General features: G+C 32.1%; 10 protein-coding genes and 4 pseudogenes. 8 read left to right on the forward strand and 6 right to left on the reverse strand.

The window, feature by feature from the left end:
• Positions 1-1178: glycosyltransferase family 2 protein (locus BWGOE10_RS28635; protein WP_131798995.1), on the forward strand; the 1178-nt coding region annotated here is incomplete at its 5' end.
• A gap of 828 nt (positions 1179-2006) precedes the next feature.
• Here the strand turns inward: BWGOE10_RS28635 and BWGOE10_RS28640 are convergent.
• Positions 2007-2336, reverse strand: a complete 330-nt coding sequence (locus BWGOE10_RS28640) for a hypothetical protein (protein WP_206703231.1) — start codon at positions 2334-2336, stop codon at positions 2007-2009.
• Positions 2337-2375: 39 nt separating this feature from the next.
• Positions 2376-2558, reverse strand: a pseudogene (locus tag BWGOE10_RS28645) (thiol-activated cytolysin C-terminal domain-containing protein); the annotation flags it as partial.
• 325 nt (positions 2559-2883) lie between these two features.
• On the opposite strand from BWGOE10_RS28645, the gene BWGOE10_RS28650 reads away from it, so the two are divergent.
• From BWGOE10_RS28650 to BWGOE10_RS28665, 3 genes and pseudogenes are all read left to right on the forward strand, one after another.
• Complete coding sequence (locus tag BWGOE10_RS28650) at positions 2884-3828, forward strand: nucleoside hydrolase (RefSeq protein ID WP_070145804.1); 945 nt, start codon at positions 2884-2886, stop codon at positions 3826-3828.
• A gap of 1118 nt (positions 3829-4946) precedes the next feature.
• A pseudogene (locus BWGOE10_RS28660) lies at positions 4947-5168 on the forward strand (bestrophin family ion channel); the annotation flags it as partial.
• Positions 5169-5680: 512 nt separating this feature from the next.
• Entirely contained in the window at positions 5681-5959 is a 279-nt protein-coding gene (locus BWGOE10_RS28665) for an AbrB/MazE/SpoVT family DNA-binding domain-containing protein (RefSeq protein ID WP_070145808.1), read from the forward strand.
• 347 nt (positions 5960-6306) lie between these two features.
• Here BWGOE10_RS28665 and BWGOE10_RS33075 read toward each other — a convergent pair whose 3' ends face one another.
• Complete coding sequence (locus BWGOE10_RS33075) at positions 6307-6465, reverse strand: hypothetical protein (protein WP_171903161.1); 159 nt, start codon at positions 6463-6465, stop codon at positions 6307-6309.
• A 996-nt stretch (positions 6466-7461) separates the two neighbouring features.
• On the opposite strand from BWGOE10_RS33075, the pseudogene BWGOE10_RS30750 reads away from it, so the two are divergent.
• The 3 genes and pseudogenes from BWGOE10_RS30750 (at position 7462) to BWGOE10_RS28685 (ending at position 12157) form a co-directional block, all read left to right on the forward strand.
• Positions 7462-8133: pseudogene (locus BWGOE10_RS30750) on the forward strand (IS6 family transposase).
• Positions 8134-8650: 517 nt separating this feature from the next.
• Positions 8651-10189 carry a thiol-activated cytolysin family protein gene (locus BWGOE10_RS28680; protein ID WP_070145812.1) on the forward strand — a complete coding sequence of 513 codons (1539 nt, stop codon included), beginning with the start codon at positions 8651-8653 and terminating at the stop codon, positions 10187-10189.
• 567 nt (positions 10190-10756) lie between these two features.
• Positions 10757-12157 carry a zinc dependent phospholipase C family protein gene (locus BWGOE10_RS28685; RefSeq protein WP_070145814.1) on the forward strand — a complete coding sequence of 467 codons (1401 nt, stop codon included), beginning with the start codon at positions 10757-10759 and terminating at the stop codon, positions 12155-12157.
• A 627-nt stretch (positions 12158-12784) separates the two neighbouring features.
• Here BWGOE10_RS28685 and BWGOE10_RS28690 read toward each other — a convergent pair.
• The 3 genes and pseudogenes from BWGOE10_RS28690 to BWGOE10_RS33080 all read right to left on the reverse strand — a co-directional run bounded on the left by BWGOE10_RS28690 (position 12785) and on the right by BWGOE10_RS33080 (position 15465).
• Positions 12785-14131: a SpaA isopeptide-forming pilin-related protein gene (locus BWGOE10_RS28690; protein ID WP_070145816.1), complete on the reverse strand. Its 1347-nt coding sequence runs from the start codon at positions 14129-14131 to the stop codon at positions 12785-12787.
• A 622-nt stretch (positions 14132-14753) separates the two neighbouring features.
• Positions 14754-14957 (reverse strand): annotated as a pseudogene (locus BWGOE10_RS33645) (IS6 family transposase); the annotation flags it as partial.
• 337 nt (positions 14958-15294) lie between these two features.
• Positions 15295-15465, reverse strand: a complete 171-nt coding sequence (locus tag BWGOE10_RS33080) for a hypothetical protein (RefSeq protein WP_171903162.1) — start codon at positions 15463-15465, stop codon at positions 15295-15297.
• A gap of 296 nt (positions 15466-15761) precedes the next feature.
• Here BWGOE10_RS33080 and tnpB point away from each other — a divergent pair, with 296 nt between their 5' ends.
• Complete coding sequence (gene tnpB, locus BWGOE10_RS28695; RefSeq protein ID WP_070145829.1) at positions 15762-16883, forward strand: IS200/IS605 family element RNA-guided endonuclease TnpB; 1122 nt, start codon at positions 15762-15764, stop codon at positions 16881-16883.
• Positions 16884-17566 lie beyond the last annotated feature (683 nt).

A 17566-nucleotide genomic window follows, 5' to 3' on the forward strand; every position in this document is an offset into this window, starting at 1 on the left:
GTATTTTCCGATTCCTATTTTTAATTTATTTTTCATTCAAGCAAAAAAAGAAAACAAAATCTCGTTTATTTGCTAATTCGTCTTACCAACCTTTTGTTAGTGTTGTGATAGCAGCATATAATGAAGAAAAGGTGATAGTTAAGACGATTCGCTCAATTTTGGATAGTAATTATAGAGAGTTTGAAGTTATTGTTGTGGATGACGGATCGACAGATGGTACGTCAAAAGTAATGCAAGAAACATTCTATAAACATCCTAAAGTTCGTTTAATTCAGAAAGAAAACGGCGGGAAATCATCGGCAATGAACTTAGGATTTCAAAAATCAACAGGAGAAATCATTGTCACTTTAGATGCGGATACTATTATTGCGCAAGACGCTGTTTCTCTAATGATTAGACACTTTGAAGATAATAATGTAGCGGCAGTTTCAGGGAATGTTAAAGTTGGGAATAGACGGAATTTATTGACTACTTGGCAACATGTCGAGTATATTACAGGATTTAATTTAGAACGCAGAGCTTTTGATGAATTAAATTGTATTACGGTAGTTCCTGGAGCTATTGGAGCATGGCGTAAAAAGAATGTAGTCGAATCTGGATATTTAAGCGAAGATACATTGGCAGAAGATACGGATCTTACTATTACATTTTTACGTCAAGGGCATAGAATCGTATATGAAGAAAAAGCGTATGCTTATACGGAGTCACCTGAAGATGTGAAAAGTCTTATTAAACAGCGATATCGTTGGTCGTATGGTACACTCCAATGTCTTTGGAAACATCGAAAAGCTTTGTTTAATGTAAAGCATAAAACATTAGGATTTATTGCATTGCCTAACATGTGGTTATTCCAATATGTTCTGCAATTCATTGCTCCTTTAGCAGATATATTAATGATTATGGGGCTATTTGGTAGCAATCCGCTAAAAGTTTTAGGATTTTATTTTGTATTCTTTTTAATGGATCTTCTCGCTTCTCTGTTTGCATTTAAATTAGAGAAAGAGAACCCTAAACCACTAGTATGGTTAATTTTACAACGCTTTATTTATCGTCAATTTATGACTTATGTTGTAATAAAATCTATATTTTCATCCATTCGAGGGGTAGCGGTAGGATGGAATAAACTAAAGAGAATGGGAAGTGTTGAGCATTCCCCAGAACATAAGGAGGTATCATAAGAGAGCAGACGAGCTGCTCTCTTTTTGTTAAAAGGACTCACCATATCAAAAAAAGAAAATTGTTTGAACTTGTAGCATAAAATACAATTCTGTTAGGAATATATGCGTTTTACTGATTTTCATTTTATCTTTGCACCAGAACCGTTCTTAGTTATCATATTCAAATTAAACAGTTAATTTAATATGATGGAAAAGTGATGGTTATTACCCTATTTGTTTCTCCTTATGCCAAAGATAAGACCAAGTTCCTGGTCTTATCTTTTTTATTTATGGGGTCTTGCTACACATCCATTAGCTTAACAAAATTTTTGTTATAGGTTATTTGTTGTCATTGGTTTGATTGCGGTGTAGTGCTATCCAAATGCCTTAGTGAGACAAAGTGATATTTCGTTGACCTTACTCGGATATGCAATATTACATATAAAAATGTATTGATAAAAATGTAAGCGCTTACTATAATAAACGCATAAAGATAAATCACATTTTAGTAACAACAAAAGAGGAGGGAATAATATGGCAATCGCAATGGCAGTTTTAAAATTTGTAGGCGGAATCATTCCATTTGTACAAGAACTTTTAAAAGCAGTAATGTAGGTTCATTATTTAGCAATTATTTATAAAAAATTATCATACAAATGATCTGTATATCAAAGATGAATTGATGTGCAGATCATTTGTGTGAGCAAAGTCCCTTTAGATATTATAAAAGGACTTTTTAGTAATCAAACTTTATTCCAATCCCATAGAAAACCCACAGAGAACACGAATGTTTTCTGTGGGTTTTGTTTATTTCAAAAGAGCTTGGGGGAAAACTCATTTTGTTCAATTTTATTTTTCTAATACATCTGAACGAACTAATTTTAGATCATCCGTTTTAATTGAACCTGTTGAAGTGGAGGATACTTTTACTTTTGTAGCTGTATCCCAATAACCGCAACCTTGCCAAAACTTTGCAAAAGGTGAATTTACTGTTTTATTTACAATTCCTGCAGCTACTGAGCCAGGCTCTAGTGTGTATTCAGCAGTAACTTGGTATAATGCAGCTGTAATCGTTCTATCTGACTCATTAGTAAGGCTAAATTTACGAGACACTGTTTGTTCTTCACTTAATGAGATACTTGTACCAAATGTACTTTGGAACTCATAACTTGCGACCAAGTAAAAAAGCGCCCTGTTTACAGGGCGCTTCACTTTTACCTAATGACTAATATTGGCACTTGGATATAATGTTGTTCCTCCAATTGAAACTTTAATTTCATTTGTTAATGGAACATTTTGTTCATTAATAATTGTTCTCCACCATTCCCATGCAAGACCAGTACATTCTCTTGCTACGATTTTTACATTTTTTGAATTCGGCAGAAGTGGTATGACTGTATTGGGGTACCGCCACATCGCCATCAAGCTAATAAAGGGAAATACCCCAAAAACGAGAAAATTGACATCTCCAGGGGAAAATATACATTTTTTAGATTTTGAGGGCCACCTGATGAGCATAGGATATCAGAAAAAACGCGTTAAGATCAGTATTTATATACTATTTCGTTTCATACAAAAGGAATTTGTTCATTATTAACGAAAGTGTATGTTAATTAAATGAATTCATTCATACACAGTACTACAAAAAGACATGGGGACAATCTTATATCACGATACATAATTATAATCCGTTTAAGAAGCTAGTAAAATTAAGGAGAAACATTGTATGGGGAAAAAAGTATTGTTCTTTGGAGATTTTGGAATTGACGATACGATAGCTATCATATATGCACATTTAACAGATAAAATTGATGTTATAGGAATTGTTGCAGACTATGGGAACGTACCTCAAGCTGAAGTTGTTAGAAATGTTCGTTTTTTACTTAAAAGTGTAGGAAAAGAATATATAAAAGTTTTTGGTGGGGCGGAGCATTCCATGTCTTCAGAAGCTGAAACTTTTTATCCAGAAGTTCACGGTGAATTTGGGATAGGGCCCATTCACCCAGGACTAGAGCTTCAAACATTTGAGAATTTTTTTGAGGTTCTCGCACTTATTAAGCAGTATAAAAATGAACTTATTATCGTGAATACCGGAAGGTTAACTTCACTTGCAACTTTATTTCTCCTTTATGGAGATGTGATGGAATATGTACATTCTTATTATATTATGGGAGGAGCTTTTCTATATCCAGGAAATGTTACTCCCATTGCCGAAGCTAACTTTTATGGCGATCCTGTAGCGGCCAATATTGTAATGAGATACGCAAAGAATCTATCAATTTACCCTTTGAATGTTACACAATCGGCTATCGTAACACCAGAAATGGTCAATTATATTCACTCTAAAGGAAAAACTAAGTTTTTAAAGCCTCTTTTAGACTATTACTATTATCAATTTTATCAAAAAAAAGTTCTTGGAATACAAGGTAGCCCGGTTCATGATGCGCTCACTTTGATTGCGATTAATCGTGATGATATTTTTACGTACCATCAATCAGCAGTGACGGTTAATGTACTTGATACTGTACGAGGGCAAAGTATAGGAGATTTTAGATCTACTTTTGAACCAGAAACATTCGGTAATCGTCCAAAACATAGGATTGCAATACAAATGAATTATGAACAGTTTTTTAAGGAGTTTATGACTGTAACGACTGGCGACCTATTTTAGTGAATACCCTTGTCCATCAAGCTAAGATTTTAAAGTACCCTCTAAATGGAAATTTTGTGTTTTTATAGACCTGAAATTTATTTTTATCGTTTTGGGGGTAACTTGTTTTCTTAAGTTGATGGGCATAGGGTACCGCCACATGCCCATCAACCTAATATTTTGGAGTACCCCTCAAAAAAATTCCACCTCACTACAGTTGTCTATGAGAAATGAGTTCATTTTTTGTTTTAGGGAACAATTAATTTCTAATACATGTCTTAATCCGAAAATGTGATATTTCATTACCTCCCTATATGCAATATTGCATATAAGAATCTATTGATAAAAATGTAAGCGCTTACTATAATGAGAGCATAAAGATAAATCACATCTTAGCATCAACAACAGAGGAGGAAATAATATGACAATCGCAATGGCAGTTTTATCATTCTTAGGTGGAATCATCCCATTAGTAGGAGAGCTTTTAAAAGCAGTAATGTAAGTTCATTATTCCGCAATTATTTATAAAAATCATCATACCTTAATACGAAAAAAGAGGAGGAAATAATATGGAAATCGCAATGACAGTTTTACAATTTTTAGGTGGAGCACTTCCATTAGTTCAAGAACTTTTAAAAGCATTTATGTAAGTCCATTATTTAGCAATTATTTATAAAAATTATCATACCTTAATACGAAAAAAGAGGAGGAAATAATATGGAAATCGCAATGACAGTTTTAAAATTTTTAGGTGGAGCACTTCCATTAGTTCAAGAACTTTTAAAAGCATTTATGTAAGTCCATTATTTAGCAGTTACCTATAAAATTATCATACCTTAATACGAACAAGAGGAGGAAATAATATGGAAATCGCGATGACAGTTTTAAAATTTTTAGGTGGAGCAATCCCATTAGTTCAAGAACTCCTAAAAACATTTATGTAAATTCATTATTTAGCAATTATTTATAAAATTATCATATAAATGATCTGTATATCAAAAATAAATTGATGTGCAGATCATTTATGTGAGCAAAGTCCCTTTAACATTATTAAGGGATTTTTTTAAATTTCTACATATTTTGCTTTGGATTGAACTACCCCCACTTTCACTTCGTTTAGAAGTGGGGATAGTTCAACAATTGGGTTTGTTGATAGTATGGGATGGTTTACGGTTATGGTGACTATGTTTATTAGTTTTGCATTTTTAGGAATTGAAATTGAAGATCCATTTGGTCATGATTTAAATGATCTTCCATTAGAAGAAATTTGTATTGGAATAGAAAAACACTTACTAAACTTGTATGATCAAAGTGATTTACTGGAATTACTCGTTTCAAATTCCAATAAAAAAGCCATATAACTTTTAATTTATTACAAATACTCAATTCTGATTTTATAAAAGAAGAATCTATCCTAGGTTCTTCTTCTTTTTCTTTTGTTTATAAAGGTACACCTTGTGGTTTAGTTTTTATTACTACGTATTCAAAGACGTGAAGAACGCTTGTTATGTCTATAAAAGTATACCTTTGTAAACGCTCGTTCACTTTTTAGGACGGTTCATTTGTAAAACTCAATAATTATGACTTTGCGCATAAATAATCTAAGAATTAAATTACTGAATATTTACAATATTTAGCGTAAACATTATCAATTTACTATAATATGTAATTTATGTAAAATCATAATTAAGCTAGACTCTTCTTTAAATTCTTGCCCCTAACAAGGATTTAAAGACCATACTATTTTTAGCTACAAATGCGTAAAAAGAAAAAAGCCAAATCTATCCAGAATTTGGCTTTTTTCTTTGGAGTTCATGTAATAAAATAGAATTATATTGGATACAAAAGATAATGAAAAAGGGGGGGAAGCTAAATGAAATCAACAGGAATGACTCGAAAAGTAGATGGATTAGGGCGTGTAGTTATCCCAAAAGAATTCAGGGATACTCTTGGTATCAAAGAACAATCATCATTAGAGATTTTTATAGAGGGAGAAAAAATTGTTTTACAGAAGTATCAAGCTGGTGGGGCTTGTGTGGTAACAGGTGAGATTTCAGAACGTAATATGTCATTAGCAAATGGAAAGATTACGGTAAGTCTACAAGGTGCGGAGTACCTGGTTAAACAGTTGCAACAATACCAAGTTAAATAGGGAAATTCAAGGCTCCGCTATACAGGAAGCTTTTTTATCACTAATATAATAATTTCACGTACCGTCTTAATTATTATATTAAACAACACGAACCAATAGTCTACATTTATATATTGGTTCTCTCTTGGGATGCTATATCCTTACAAATGGATCGAGTTTGATATAATAGAAGGAAAAGAACAAATGGAACAGATGCGAAAATCTCTGGAAAACATGGAGAAACAAAGCCTAACTAAAAAAAAGTGAAACCTCTTCGACTGTTTCTAAAGGAAATTGCGATTGGAAATATCCCTCTAAAATGAAATGAAATTGTTACCTGTTAAAATATAAATTAAGTATTAAAGCAACTATTTGGAATCTAATTGTAATTCAGCTTTGTCGTTTGTCAGTGTATTAGCAGAATTACAATTTCCAGAGTAGATAGCTCTTGCTTCATCACACGAATCAGATTTTTCACATCCTATAAGCATTCCTAATGTTATAAACGATAATAAAATCTTTTTCATTATAATACACGCTCCATACTATTTAGAATGTTATGATGTTCTTAGACTAAGTGAAATTTATAACATATATTCCCATGACAAAAAACATATGTATTGAATTAAAGAAACTGAGGAAGGTCAGTTTTTGACCAATTTATATAATAGACTTCACCATACATGCCCGTCGACTTAAGAAGTGGGTTGTTCCCCAAACCGAAAAAAATGAGTTAAATTCTCATAAATAACTGTAAAATAATAAAATTTTCGTTTAGGGGCTACTTTAAAATCTTAAGTTGATGGGCATGCGGCGGCACCCCTATGTATAAAAAACTTTGCAACAGAACCCATAGATAAGTCAATGAGAACATACCAATTTTTTTACTTAGAAAAAGATAGACATTAACAAAAGTGTATACTGTCTACTAATTTATATGATGCTACTTTGTTTTCTATTAACATTATCTAATCTGAATTTACTTTATTTAAAGATAGTTACCATTAGTCCTATTCTCGGCTATACAGAAAAAACGTATCTATGCAAATGCATTTTTTCTATTATTATTCTTTTGTAAATTGAAATAAACTAATTGAACCTAATAACATGAATAGATTCAGAAGCATTTAATAAAGTTATCAAAATTGTTAAACAGTCAAAGTATTATCTTTAGTCTTATAGTCAGGTGCTTTTGGTGTTGGCTCATATAAAGCGTTTAATAAGTGATTATATTCACTTCGTGTAATTTCTTTATTATACAATTGAATTAATAAATCTTTATGTTTTTTTGAAAAAGCCATTTTGTTAAAAAACTTAGGATACATATAATTATTCTCTCCACTTCATGTCGGTTCTAAAATTTCATGTTGCTTTCATTTAATTCTTATAAAAATTACATTATCGTGACTTTATAACATCACTCCCTTTTCAAAAATATTCATCAGATATCAACATTAGGGTTCTGTTGTAAAGTTTTCTAAAGTAAGCTAAACTCTGTAAAAAACAAACAAGGAGCTTAATAAATGGGATATTTTAAAGGAAAACAGTTCGAGAAAGATATTATCTTGGTAGCCGCTGGCCACTATTGTTGTTTTTCTTTAAGCTATCGTGATGTGTCTGAAATTCTCAAAGAACGTGGTATTTCTATTCATCCAACAACTATCATGCGCTGGGTTCATGAATATGGAATTCTTATCTATCAAATTTGGAAGAAGAAATACAAAAACACATTGTTATCTTGGCGTTTGGATGAAACCTATATCAAAATTAAAGGAAAGTGGTGTTATTTATATCGAGCAATTGATAAAGAGGGATAAACACTTGATATTCAACTTCGTCAAAAACGAGACAAACAAGCAGCATATGTTTTTATGAAAAGACTAGCTCGAACTTTTAGAGAACCAACGGTTCTGACGACATATCTTCTTCTTTAGCTTCCGCATAAAGAGATATGTCTTTACAAGAATACCTTTCATCGTACAATAAAGTACCTCAATAATATCATCGAGCAAGATCATCGACATGTGAAACGTCGAATTTCCCGTTCTTTAGGCTTTCAAAGTCTTCGCCATGCCTCACGTACTATTAAAGGTATAGAAACTGTCTATGCCATATACAAACAAAAGCGAAGTCTTCAACCAAACTTCGTTTTTTCGACGTATAACGCATTACATGAATTATTAATAGTTTCATAAAACTGGTCCGTAATACTCCCCATCTCTTTATGTCTTCGGAAACTTTGCAACAGAACCAAGAAAAGGAATGTAGTAAATAATCGTATACAAGTACTCTCTTACGATAGATATGTGAGGTGCATGAAAATACAAAGAGGGAAAAGAATGATAAACATTCTTTTCCCTTTTTACCTACTGGAACTTTCACGCTCATTAGCTTTTCGGTATATCGAAAAATACTGTAGAATTTCCCTTTTCCATTATAGCAATAAAACCAGTTTATGTCATATGTAATATTGCATATTAAAATGTATTGATAAAAACGTAAGCGCTTACTATAATGAAAGCATAAAGATAAATCACATCTTAGTAACAACAAAAGAGGAGGAAATAATATGACAATCGCAATGACAATTTTAAAATTTGTAGGTGGAGCACTTCCATTAGTTCAAGAACTTTTAAAAGCATTTATGTAAGTTCACTATTTAGCAATTATTTATATATAATTATCATACCTTAATACGAAAAAAGCAAGGGGTTGAATTTTTTGAAAGTTATAAAAAGTGTTAAAGGAATCAAATTATTAGCATGTTTATCAATTGGCTTATGCACTATTAATTATTCTTCTATTTCCTTCGCTGAAACAAAAACAAGTAATTCAGCTGATGCAACAAAAAAAGCTATTAACATTGATACTGGCATAGGAAATCTTAAGTATAATAATCAAGAGGTTTTAGCAGTAAATGGTGATAAAGTAGAGAGTTTTGTTCCGAAAGAAAGTACAAATTCAAATGGTAAATTTGTAGTAGTGGAACGCGAGAAAAAATCACTTACAACTTCACCGGTGGATATTTCAATTATTGATTCTGTGGCTAATCGTACTTATCCAGGAGCAGTACAACTTGCAAATAAAGCTTTTGCAGATAATCAACCTAGTTTGTTAGTAGCTAAGAGAAAACCTTTGAATATTAGTATAGACTTACCTGGCATGAGAAAAGACAATACAATTACTGTTCAAAATCCTACATATGGTAATGTGTCTGGAGCAGTAGATGAATTAGTATCTACTTGGAATGAAAAGTATTCAAAAACACATACGTTACCTGCAAGAATGCAGTATACAGAATCTATGGTGTATAGTAAATCTCAAATAGCAAGTGCTCTTAATGTTAACGCTAAATATCTTGACAATTCACTGAACATTGATTTTAAAGCGATTGCAGATGGAGAGAAAAAAGTGATGGTTGCGGCATATAAGCAAATCTTTTATACCGTAAGTGCAGAACTACCTAACAATCCATCAGATCTTTTTGATAATAGCGTTACTTTTGATGAGCTAACTCGTAAAGGGGTAAGTAATGCGGCTCCGCCTGTTATGGTGTCAAATGTAGCTTATGGTAGAACAGTTTATGTGAAATTAGAAACATCATCTAAGAGCAAAGATGTACAAGCTGCCTTTAAAGCCTTAATTAAGGGGCAAGGCGTTGAAGCGAGTGGACAGTACAAAGATATTTTTGAAGACAGTACCTTTACCGCTGTAGTATTAGGCGGAGATGCAAAAGAGCATAACAAGGTTGTTTCAAAAGATTTTAATGAAATCCGAAATGTCATTAAAGATAATGCAGAATTAAGTTCTAAAAATCCAGCATACCCAATTTCATATACAAGCACTTTCTTAAAAGATAACGCAACTGCTGCTGTTCATAACAATACGGATTATATTGAGACTACAACTACAGAATATTCTAGTGCTAAAATGACGCTTGATCATACTGGTGGATATGTTGCTCAATTTGATGTATCTTGGGATGAATTCTCATATGATCAAAATGGCAAAGAAGTACTAACCCATAAAACTTGGGAAGGAAACGGCAGAGACAGAACTGCTCATTTCAATACAGTCATACCACTTCCATCGAATGCAAAAAATGTAAAAGTTGTAGCAAGAGAATGTACAGGTCTTGCATGGGAATGGTGGAGAACAATTATTAATGAACAAAATGTTCCATTAACAAATGAAATAAAAGTTTCAATTGGAGGAACAACATTATACCCAAGTGCTAATATTAATCATTAGGTAAAAGTGAAGCGCCCTGTTTACAGGGTGCTTTTTTACTTGGTCGCAAGTATATCGGCGCTTTTTCAAATATATCATACTCATCAAATTGGAGAGTCAATTTAAGTAGAGGGACCGTCACATAGCCATCTAGCTAAAATTTCATAGTACCAAAGAACAAAATTTTTTGCTAACTTATAACAAACAGCTCATTTTTTCATTTTGGGGTAATTCTGAATTCTTAAGTTGATGGATATAGATTTTAAATCTAAAGACAACGGTCTTTCATTAATATAATAAATGGAAGATTGTACCATTTCCTATATTTGTATATGCAAAATTACATAAAAATATATGTTTAAATAAGACGCACTTTTATATATAACTAGAGGTAGAGAAAGAAAATTATTGTTTAGGTCTACTTAAAACTTTTAAGTTGATCGATGTGTGGCGGTATCCCTTTAAGAGAAAAATTTAGCAGTTAGCCTTTGCTAACCGCTCTTTTATTAGAGATATTCACCTGTTAATATCACGTTATTATGATGAAAATTTGCATAAGAATCTTTATATTTAGAAAGGAATAAAAAAATGAAAAAATTCGCATCAACACTATGTATAGCTGGAGTGACTTTAACTATTTTAGGAGTATCTCCTCAAAGTAGCTATGCTCATCTCGATCAAATTGATTTAAATGAGAATGATCCTATTACTGCAGGATGGTCTGCAGAAGCTCCGTATCATTCTGATAAAAGCACACATTTATGGATTGCAAAACAAGCTATTGAAATTATGAAAACAGAATCTAATATTGAAGCAAATAAGCAGGCTGTGGACTTTTTAAATTATCCGCAATATAAAGATCTATTTTCTAAAGGATTATATGATGCAGATTATAATGCAGAGTTTAACGATGGTGGAACAGGAATAGGCGGCGTTTTTAAAGGCGGATGGAAATCGCATTTTTATGATCCTGATACTAAAGAAAATTATAGAGGAGAAACAAATCCAACGGCTCTTACACAAGGTAAGAAATACTTTTATGAATCTGGAGAACATTTACGAAATAAAGACTATGAAAAAGCTTTCTATTACTTAGGAGTAGCCACGCACTACTTTACAGATGCTACCCAACCTATGCATGCAGCAAATTTTACCGCAATTGATACGAGAGCTATAAAATATCATAGCTACTTTGAAAATTATGTTACAACCATTCAAAATCAATTTGCAGTCAATACTGGAGGGAATTATAACGACTCTCTATCCACACCTGAAGAATGGATTGATTATGCAGCCCGAGTAGCTAAACCTGAAATCCAAAATATTACTAATGATAAAACATTTAAGTATTATAATAGTGGTAAGGCACAATTGTGGCAAGAAATGGTTACCCCAGCTGTGCAGCGAAGCTTAGGAGAAGCTCAGCGTAATACAGCAGGTTTCTTAAATCTTTGGTTTAAAACTTTTACTGAAAATGTGAAAGCTCCAAGTATAGAGACTGCATTAATCTATGATATAGAAGGAAACGTCATAGAAGCAGGGAAAAACTATTATATCGTACCAAGTGAATCTCCTTATCAAGGTCTAACATTTGAATGGTATGTAGCAAACCGTTACGATTATGTCTCACTTGCAAGTAAAGAAAACAATGCTTTATCTGGTACACCTATAGAATTTGAATTCTACAAAGAAAATGATGCAAAGCTACACCACGGGGAGAGTATATATCTTCGCATGAAGCACTCAAATTACGATCAATTTCAATATTTAAATTGGTCTAATTATTCTAGTTGGATTCACCTTGCTCAAAAATCGGATAGTTTAGCTGACTTTAAAATTAAAATTAACCTGGATAATCCTACAGAATATAATATTTTTACAGATGACTATCCATTAAATTATGAAAATATAAATGCAGAGAAAAATTGGATCGTACTAGGTGAAAAAAAACAAAAACCTAGCTCATGGAAGTTTATACCTGTTAGATAACCTAAAAAGAAAAACACTCTTCCTTAATCAGAACGAGTGTTTTTTAATCCGTAAACGTCGAGTAACTTCACTTATTGGCAACAAACAAAAAAGCCCATCTCTTTTTTCATAAAAGATGAGCTTTTTTATCTTTCTATTATTCTAAATAACCTGTTAAAAAGAATAAAATACTGTAGCTTTGAAGTAAAGTCGTACCGTTTATAAAGAAGATGTACTGTTTATAAAAAAGTTGCACCGTTTTATCCCTTTGGATTTCCTTATCACTCCCCATCGCTATAAATCTAATAGGTGGATAAGATAAATAAAATTAGATACCCAATATGGGATAGTGTTAATGGAATCGAAACCGTTCATGCCATATAGAAACAAAACAGAAGTCTTAAACTAGACTCCTGTTTTTCGATGTGAAGTGAATTACAAAAAATATTTATGGTTTCATAATAGTTAATGGAAAATAATTCATCTAATTTGATAGTAAGAAACCTTGTAACAGAGCCTTTTTTAATAGTCGCACATTTTGAACGCGCTTTCATTTATGGTAGTAGTTATAATCTACATTTTTTACAAAACATTTCTTAGCATATTTAACTTTAAACATTGGTAACAAACCTTTATTGTTTATAGATTTTAACCATGATATTTTCTTATTTTTAATATGTAGATTCCTAAAATAATAAATCCTAGTCCTACAAATGGAGTCGTTGGAAGCTTTGTTCCTGCTGATGGCAGGTAATGCTTTTCTTTACTTGCAAGATCCTTTTCTTCTGTGTGCTCTTTACTTTGTGTATCATAAGATTGTTTAGCATTTTCATATGTAGCATGCACTTTTTTGATTTCTAGGTCACTTTTTATTTTTCGATTCTTGATTTTTATTTCTGCTTTCTCACCAGTTTTTACTTCTAATTTTTTTATTGTAGGATCAAGTACATATCCCTCTGGAGCTTGAATTTCTTTTATAACATACGTACCAGTAGGAAGGTTATTTAATGTAGCAATCCCATTCTCAGCTGTAGTGATTTCTTTTACGAAATTCCCATTTTCACTTACAACCTCAAACACAGCCCCTTTTAAGACTTCTCTATTTTCTCCTACCTTCATAATTTTTAAGGATCCTAATGTTTCCCATTTTACTACTATATCTGCACTGCTTTTCTCGCTCGTTCTTGGTAATAAGGCAGTTGTATTTTGAACCCTTTGTTGTCCATCAAAGATAACTGCTTGTAAACTCTGCAATTTTGTATTTACTCTTAACTTGAAATTTCCACTTGGTGTGTTTTTCGGAATCAGAACTTTAAACTTTTCCTTGATAGAGAATTCATTCTTTTTTTCACCTTGTTCATTTATAATTTGAACTCCTTCTGGTGCATCCTCTATTTGAACGGAATATACTCCAGATACTGCATTTGATTGAATCATATATAAATTTGTTTCAAAATAGTCTCCATTTTTTTCTACAGTTTGTTTTCCAGTAGGTATTATATTCAAATATGTTTCCTGCACTTCAGTACCTTTAGAAGCTTTTTCTACCAGATGTTTTACAAGGTTATATATCTGTTGGTTTTCTGTTTTTGAATCGACGAGTTCAATTTTTTTAGATGCAATCCAGATAGCTAATTGAGTTGCATAGTAGGCTTCCTCTTTTGTAGAAACCCCTAATTCTGCTGGCGTTTTTTGAGGATATCCATAAAGTAAGACACGATATACAAAATCATCCTCTTTTCCAATTTCAGAAAGGTCATCTCCATTAGGTGAATTCAACTCAGGTGATAAACAATACGCAACATCTTTTGATGACGTTCTTAGGAAGTCTGACTTTACCTTTACTTCAGTACCTTTGAATTTAATATAATTCCAGTTCATTTGAAATTTCTCTTGATGTATTATCTCGGCTGCTGCTTGTGGAATAGAAACCCCTAGCAACATAATGATTAAACTTATAATTCCAAACCATTTTGTTAACATCTTGCGTTTCATTTCATTCCCACCATTCATCAAATTTTTAGGATAAATCCTACATATTAATTGTACTTGTTGTAAAAGTAAGTTTATTTTAATTATTCAGAAAATTCAGGGCGTAAATAAAGATTATGTTATAGTGTCATATATTCTGATGATCTTTATTGTTTAATTGAGTTCATGATATTTGTTAAAGATATTACCTAAGGTACTGACTTAAATATTATTTTATATTATTAAAAAATGATTCAAAAAATCAATTTTTAAGTGTGATTTATGTATCAAAAAATAAATACACGTAATAATCTACCGATGAAATAGATGTTTCCTCTATTTCATCTTCTTTCACAAAACACATATCTGTATTTTCAGAATTTTTAGCTATATTTATATTTATTATATTTAGAAAGTATATGGCTTGCAATCTAAAATTTTATGCAATATTGCATAAAATTTTAGATTTTTTTATGTTATATTATTAAATTGGTTTTGTTACAAAGTTTAGGAAGTAGCCAGTAATTGTTGAAGTGGTTTTGTTGCCAAATTTCTTACGAGATAATCATAAGTAAGCATGTATGCCACAATATTATGTGACCACTAGTAATTGTTGTAATTCATGATACGCTGAAAAACTGAAGTCTTAGCTAAGACTTCGGTTTCTTTTATATAGAGTATAAATGGTTTCGATTCCGTTTATCGTACGTGAAGCATGACGAAGGTTTTGAAATCCTGCGGTTTTGCAAAGCCTCACTCGATATGTCTATGATCCTGTTGGATGGGATTGTACAATGGATTGTAGTTTGATAAAATCCTTGTTTTTTACTTTGTTAAATGCGCAAAGTAACTACGTTAATGAAATGTTTTCTATTTAGGGGTCACTATACATGCCCATCAAGCTAAGGTTGGGCATTCCATGAACTTCCGTTCTTGTTGCCTACATGCTTGATATTTTGTTTATTTGTTTTTAAAAATACGCATTCCAAAATATTTTCTTTGTCGGAGATTAGAAAATTATGGTTTCAATAGTAACAATAATTTGGATTAAAGAACTGTTGAGTGATATCACAGTTGTTTCATTAAAGGGCGCTATTATTGAACAACATAAGTAAAAAAGAACAATCTTTTTTATAAAAACCAATCTTAAATCTACTAGAAAAGCATCCATTTTAATCATTCTTTTTTCAAAATGGATGCTTTTTATTTATTGTAAAATGCTGGCTTGTGGGGTGTTTTTGATCAAATTTTATTTCAAAGCTACACATATAGCCAGCATTATCACGTAAAAAGTATTGTTTATGTTCATCATCTTCAGATAACATCCAATGCTTACTTCTCAGTATTCGTAATCCCATACAAGATCTCCCTTCTTTAATTTATATAATTAGTACAAAAAAAGCCTTGTCTTATAAATTGGCAGGACTTCTTTTATCATTTTGGCCAAGAAGACTCCTTCCTCAAGGAACGTGAAGGGTCGCAGCCCAGTGAGTAGGTGGGAGATGAATTGGCTTCGGACAAGGGGTGGCATGAAGCCATCTTAATTGTTCGACACATGTAAAGTGTTACTGGGTAATTTGTCATTATCACTTCACTACCTATCGAATGTATGTTCGTTGTATAATAGACACATGTCGAACTGGAGGTGAAACGAATGATTATCAATAAAGCATATAAATTTCGTATATATCCAAATAAAGCACAAGCAACGCTAATCAATAAAACGATTGGTTGTTCTCGTTTTGTATTCAATCATTTCCTATCTCTATGGGATAACGCATACAAAGAAACAGGAAACGGCTTGACATATGGTACATGCTCTGCCAAACTTCCTGCCATGAAGAAAGAGTTTGTTTGGTTAAAAGAAGTAGATAGCATTGCTATTCAGTCGTCTGTTCGCAACCTTGCGGATGCTTATACACGTTTTTTCAAAAAACAAAACAGTGCTCCGCGTTTCAAATCTAAGAAGAACAATGTACAATCTTACACCACAAAACAAACAAATGAAAACATTGCCGTTGTAGGAAACAAAATTAAATTGCCGAAACTAGGTCTTGTTCGATTTGCCAAAAGTCGTGAAGTAAATGGACGTATTTTAAATGCTACGGTTAGACGGAACCCTTCTGGCAGATACTTTGCGTCATTGTTAGTAGAAACAGAAGTGCAAGAACTTCCGAAAACACAATCTTACATTGGAATGGATGTAGGACTAAAAGATTTTGCCATTTTGTCAGATGGAAAAGCCTATAAAAATCCGAAGTTTTTTCGATCATTAGAAGAGAAGTTAGCCAAAGCACAGCGTGTTCTTTCTAGAAGAACGAAAGGATCTTCTCGGTGGAATAAACAACGAATAAAGGTTGCTAGAATTCATGAATACATGACAAACGCTAGAAAAGATTACTTGGACAAAATCTCAACTGAAATCATCAAAAACCACGATGTTATCGGTATAGAAGATTTGCAAGTATCGAATATGTTAAAGAATCATAAGTTAGCAAAAGCGATTAGTGAGGTATCATGGTCACAGTTTCGAACCATGTTGGAATATAAAGCAAAATGGTACGGTAAACAAGTCATTGCCGTATCGAAAACATTTGCTTCAAGCCAATTATGTTCTTGTTGTGGATATCAAAACAAAGACGTTAAAAATCTAAACCTACGTAAATGGGATTGCCCTTCTTGTAGTACACATCATGATAGAGATATTAACGCAAGTATCAATCTAAAGAATGAAGCGATAAGGCTTCTAACCGCAAGGACTGCGGAGATAGCCTAATAAATTAGAGTTCGATAGAACTCTTTACTTAGGAATCCCCCACTTCTAAACGAAGTGAAAGTGGGGGTAGTTCAATTGTTTTAAATGACTTTATTGTAAATTAAACAACTTTATTGTCACTCTACACTAAGGTGTCTTCCCATATTTAATACTTTTTATCAACATTCAACATTAACAGAGCCAATGTTTTAAAAGTGCTTTAACTTGATGTTGATGTGACGGAACCTCAAGTATGTAGAAATTAAAAAAAGTCCCTTCATAATGCTTAAAGGGACTTTGCTCACACAAATGATCTGCACATCAATTTATCTTTGATATACAGATCATTTGTATGATAATTTTAAAAAATAAGTGCAGAGAATTATATTACATGAATGCTTTTATAAGTGTTGTTACTAATGGAAGTACTCCACCTAAGAATGATAAAACTGCCGTTGCGATTGCCATATTATTTCCTCCTCTTTTTTCGTATTAAGATATGATAATTTTTATAAATAATTGCTGAATAATGAATTTACATTACTGCTTTTAAAAGTTCTCCTACTAATGGGATGATTCCACCTAAGAATGATAAAACTGCCATTGCGATTGTCATATTATTTCCTCCTCTGTTGTTGATGCTAAGATGTGATTTATCTTTATGCTTTCATTATAGTAAGCGCTTACATTTTTATCAATACATT

The sequence above is a fragment of the Bacillus mycoides genome, from assembly GCF_001757995.1.
Classification (GTDB): domain Bacteria; phylum Bacillota; class Bacilli; order Bacillales; family Bacillaceae_G; genus Bacillus_A; species Bacillus_A mycoides_B.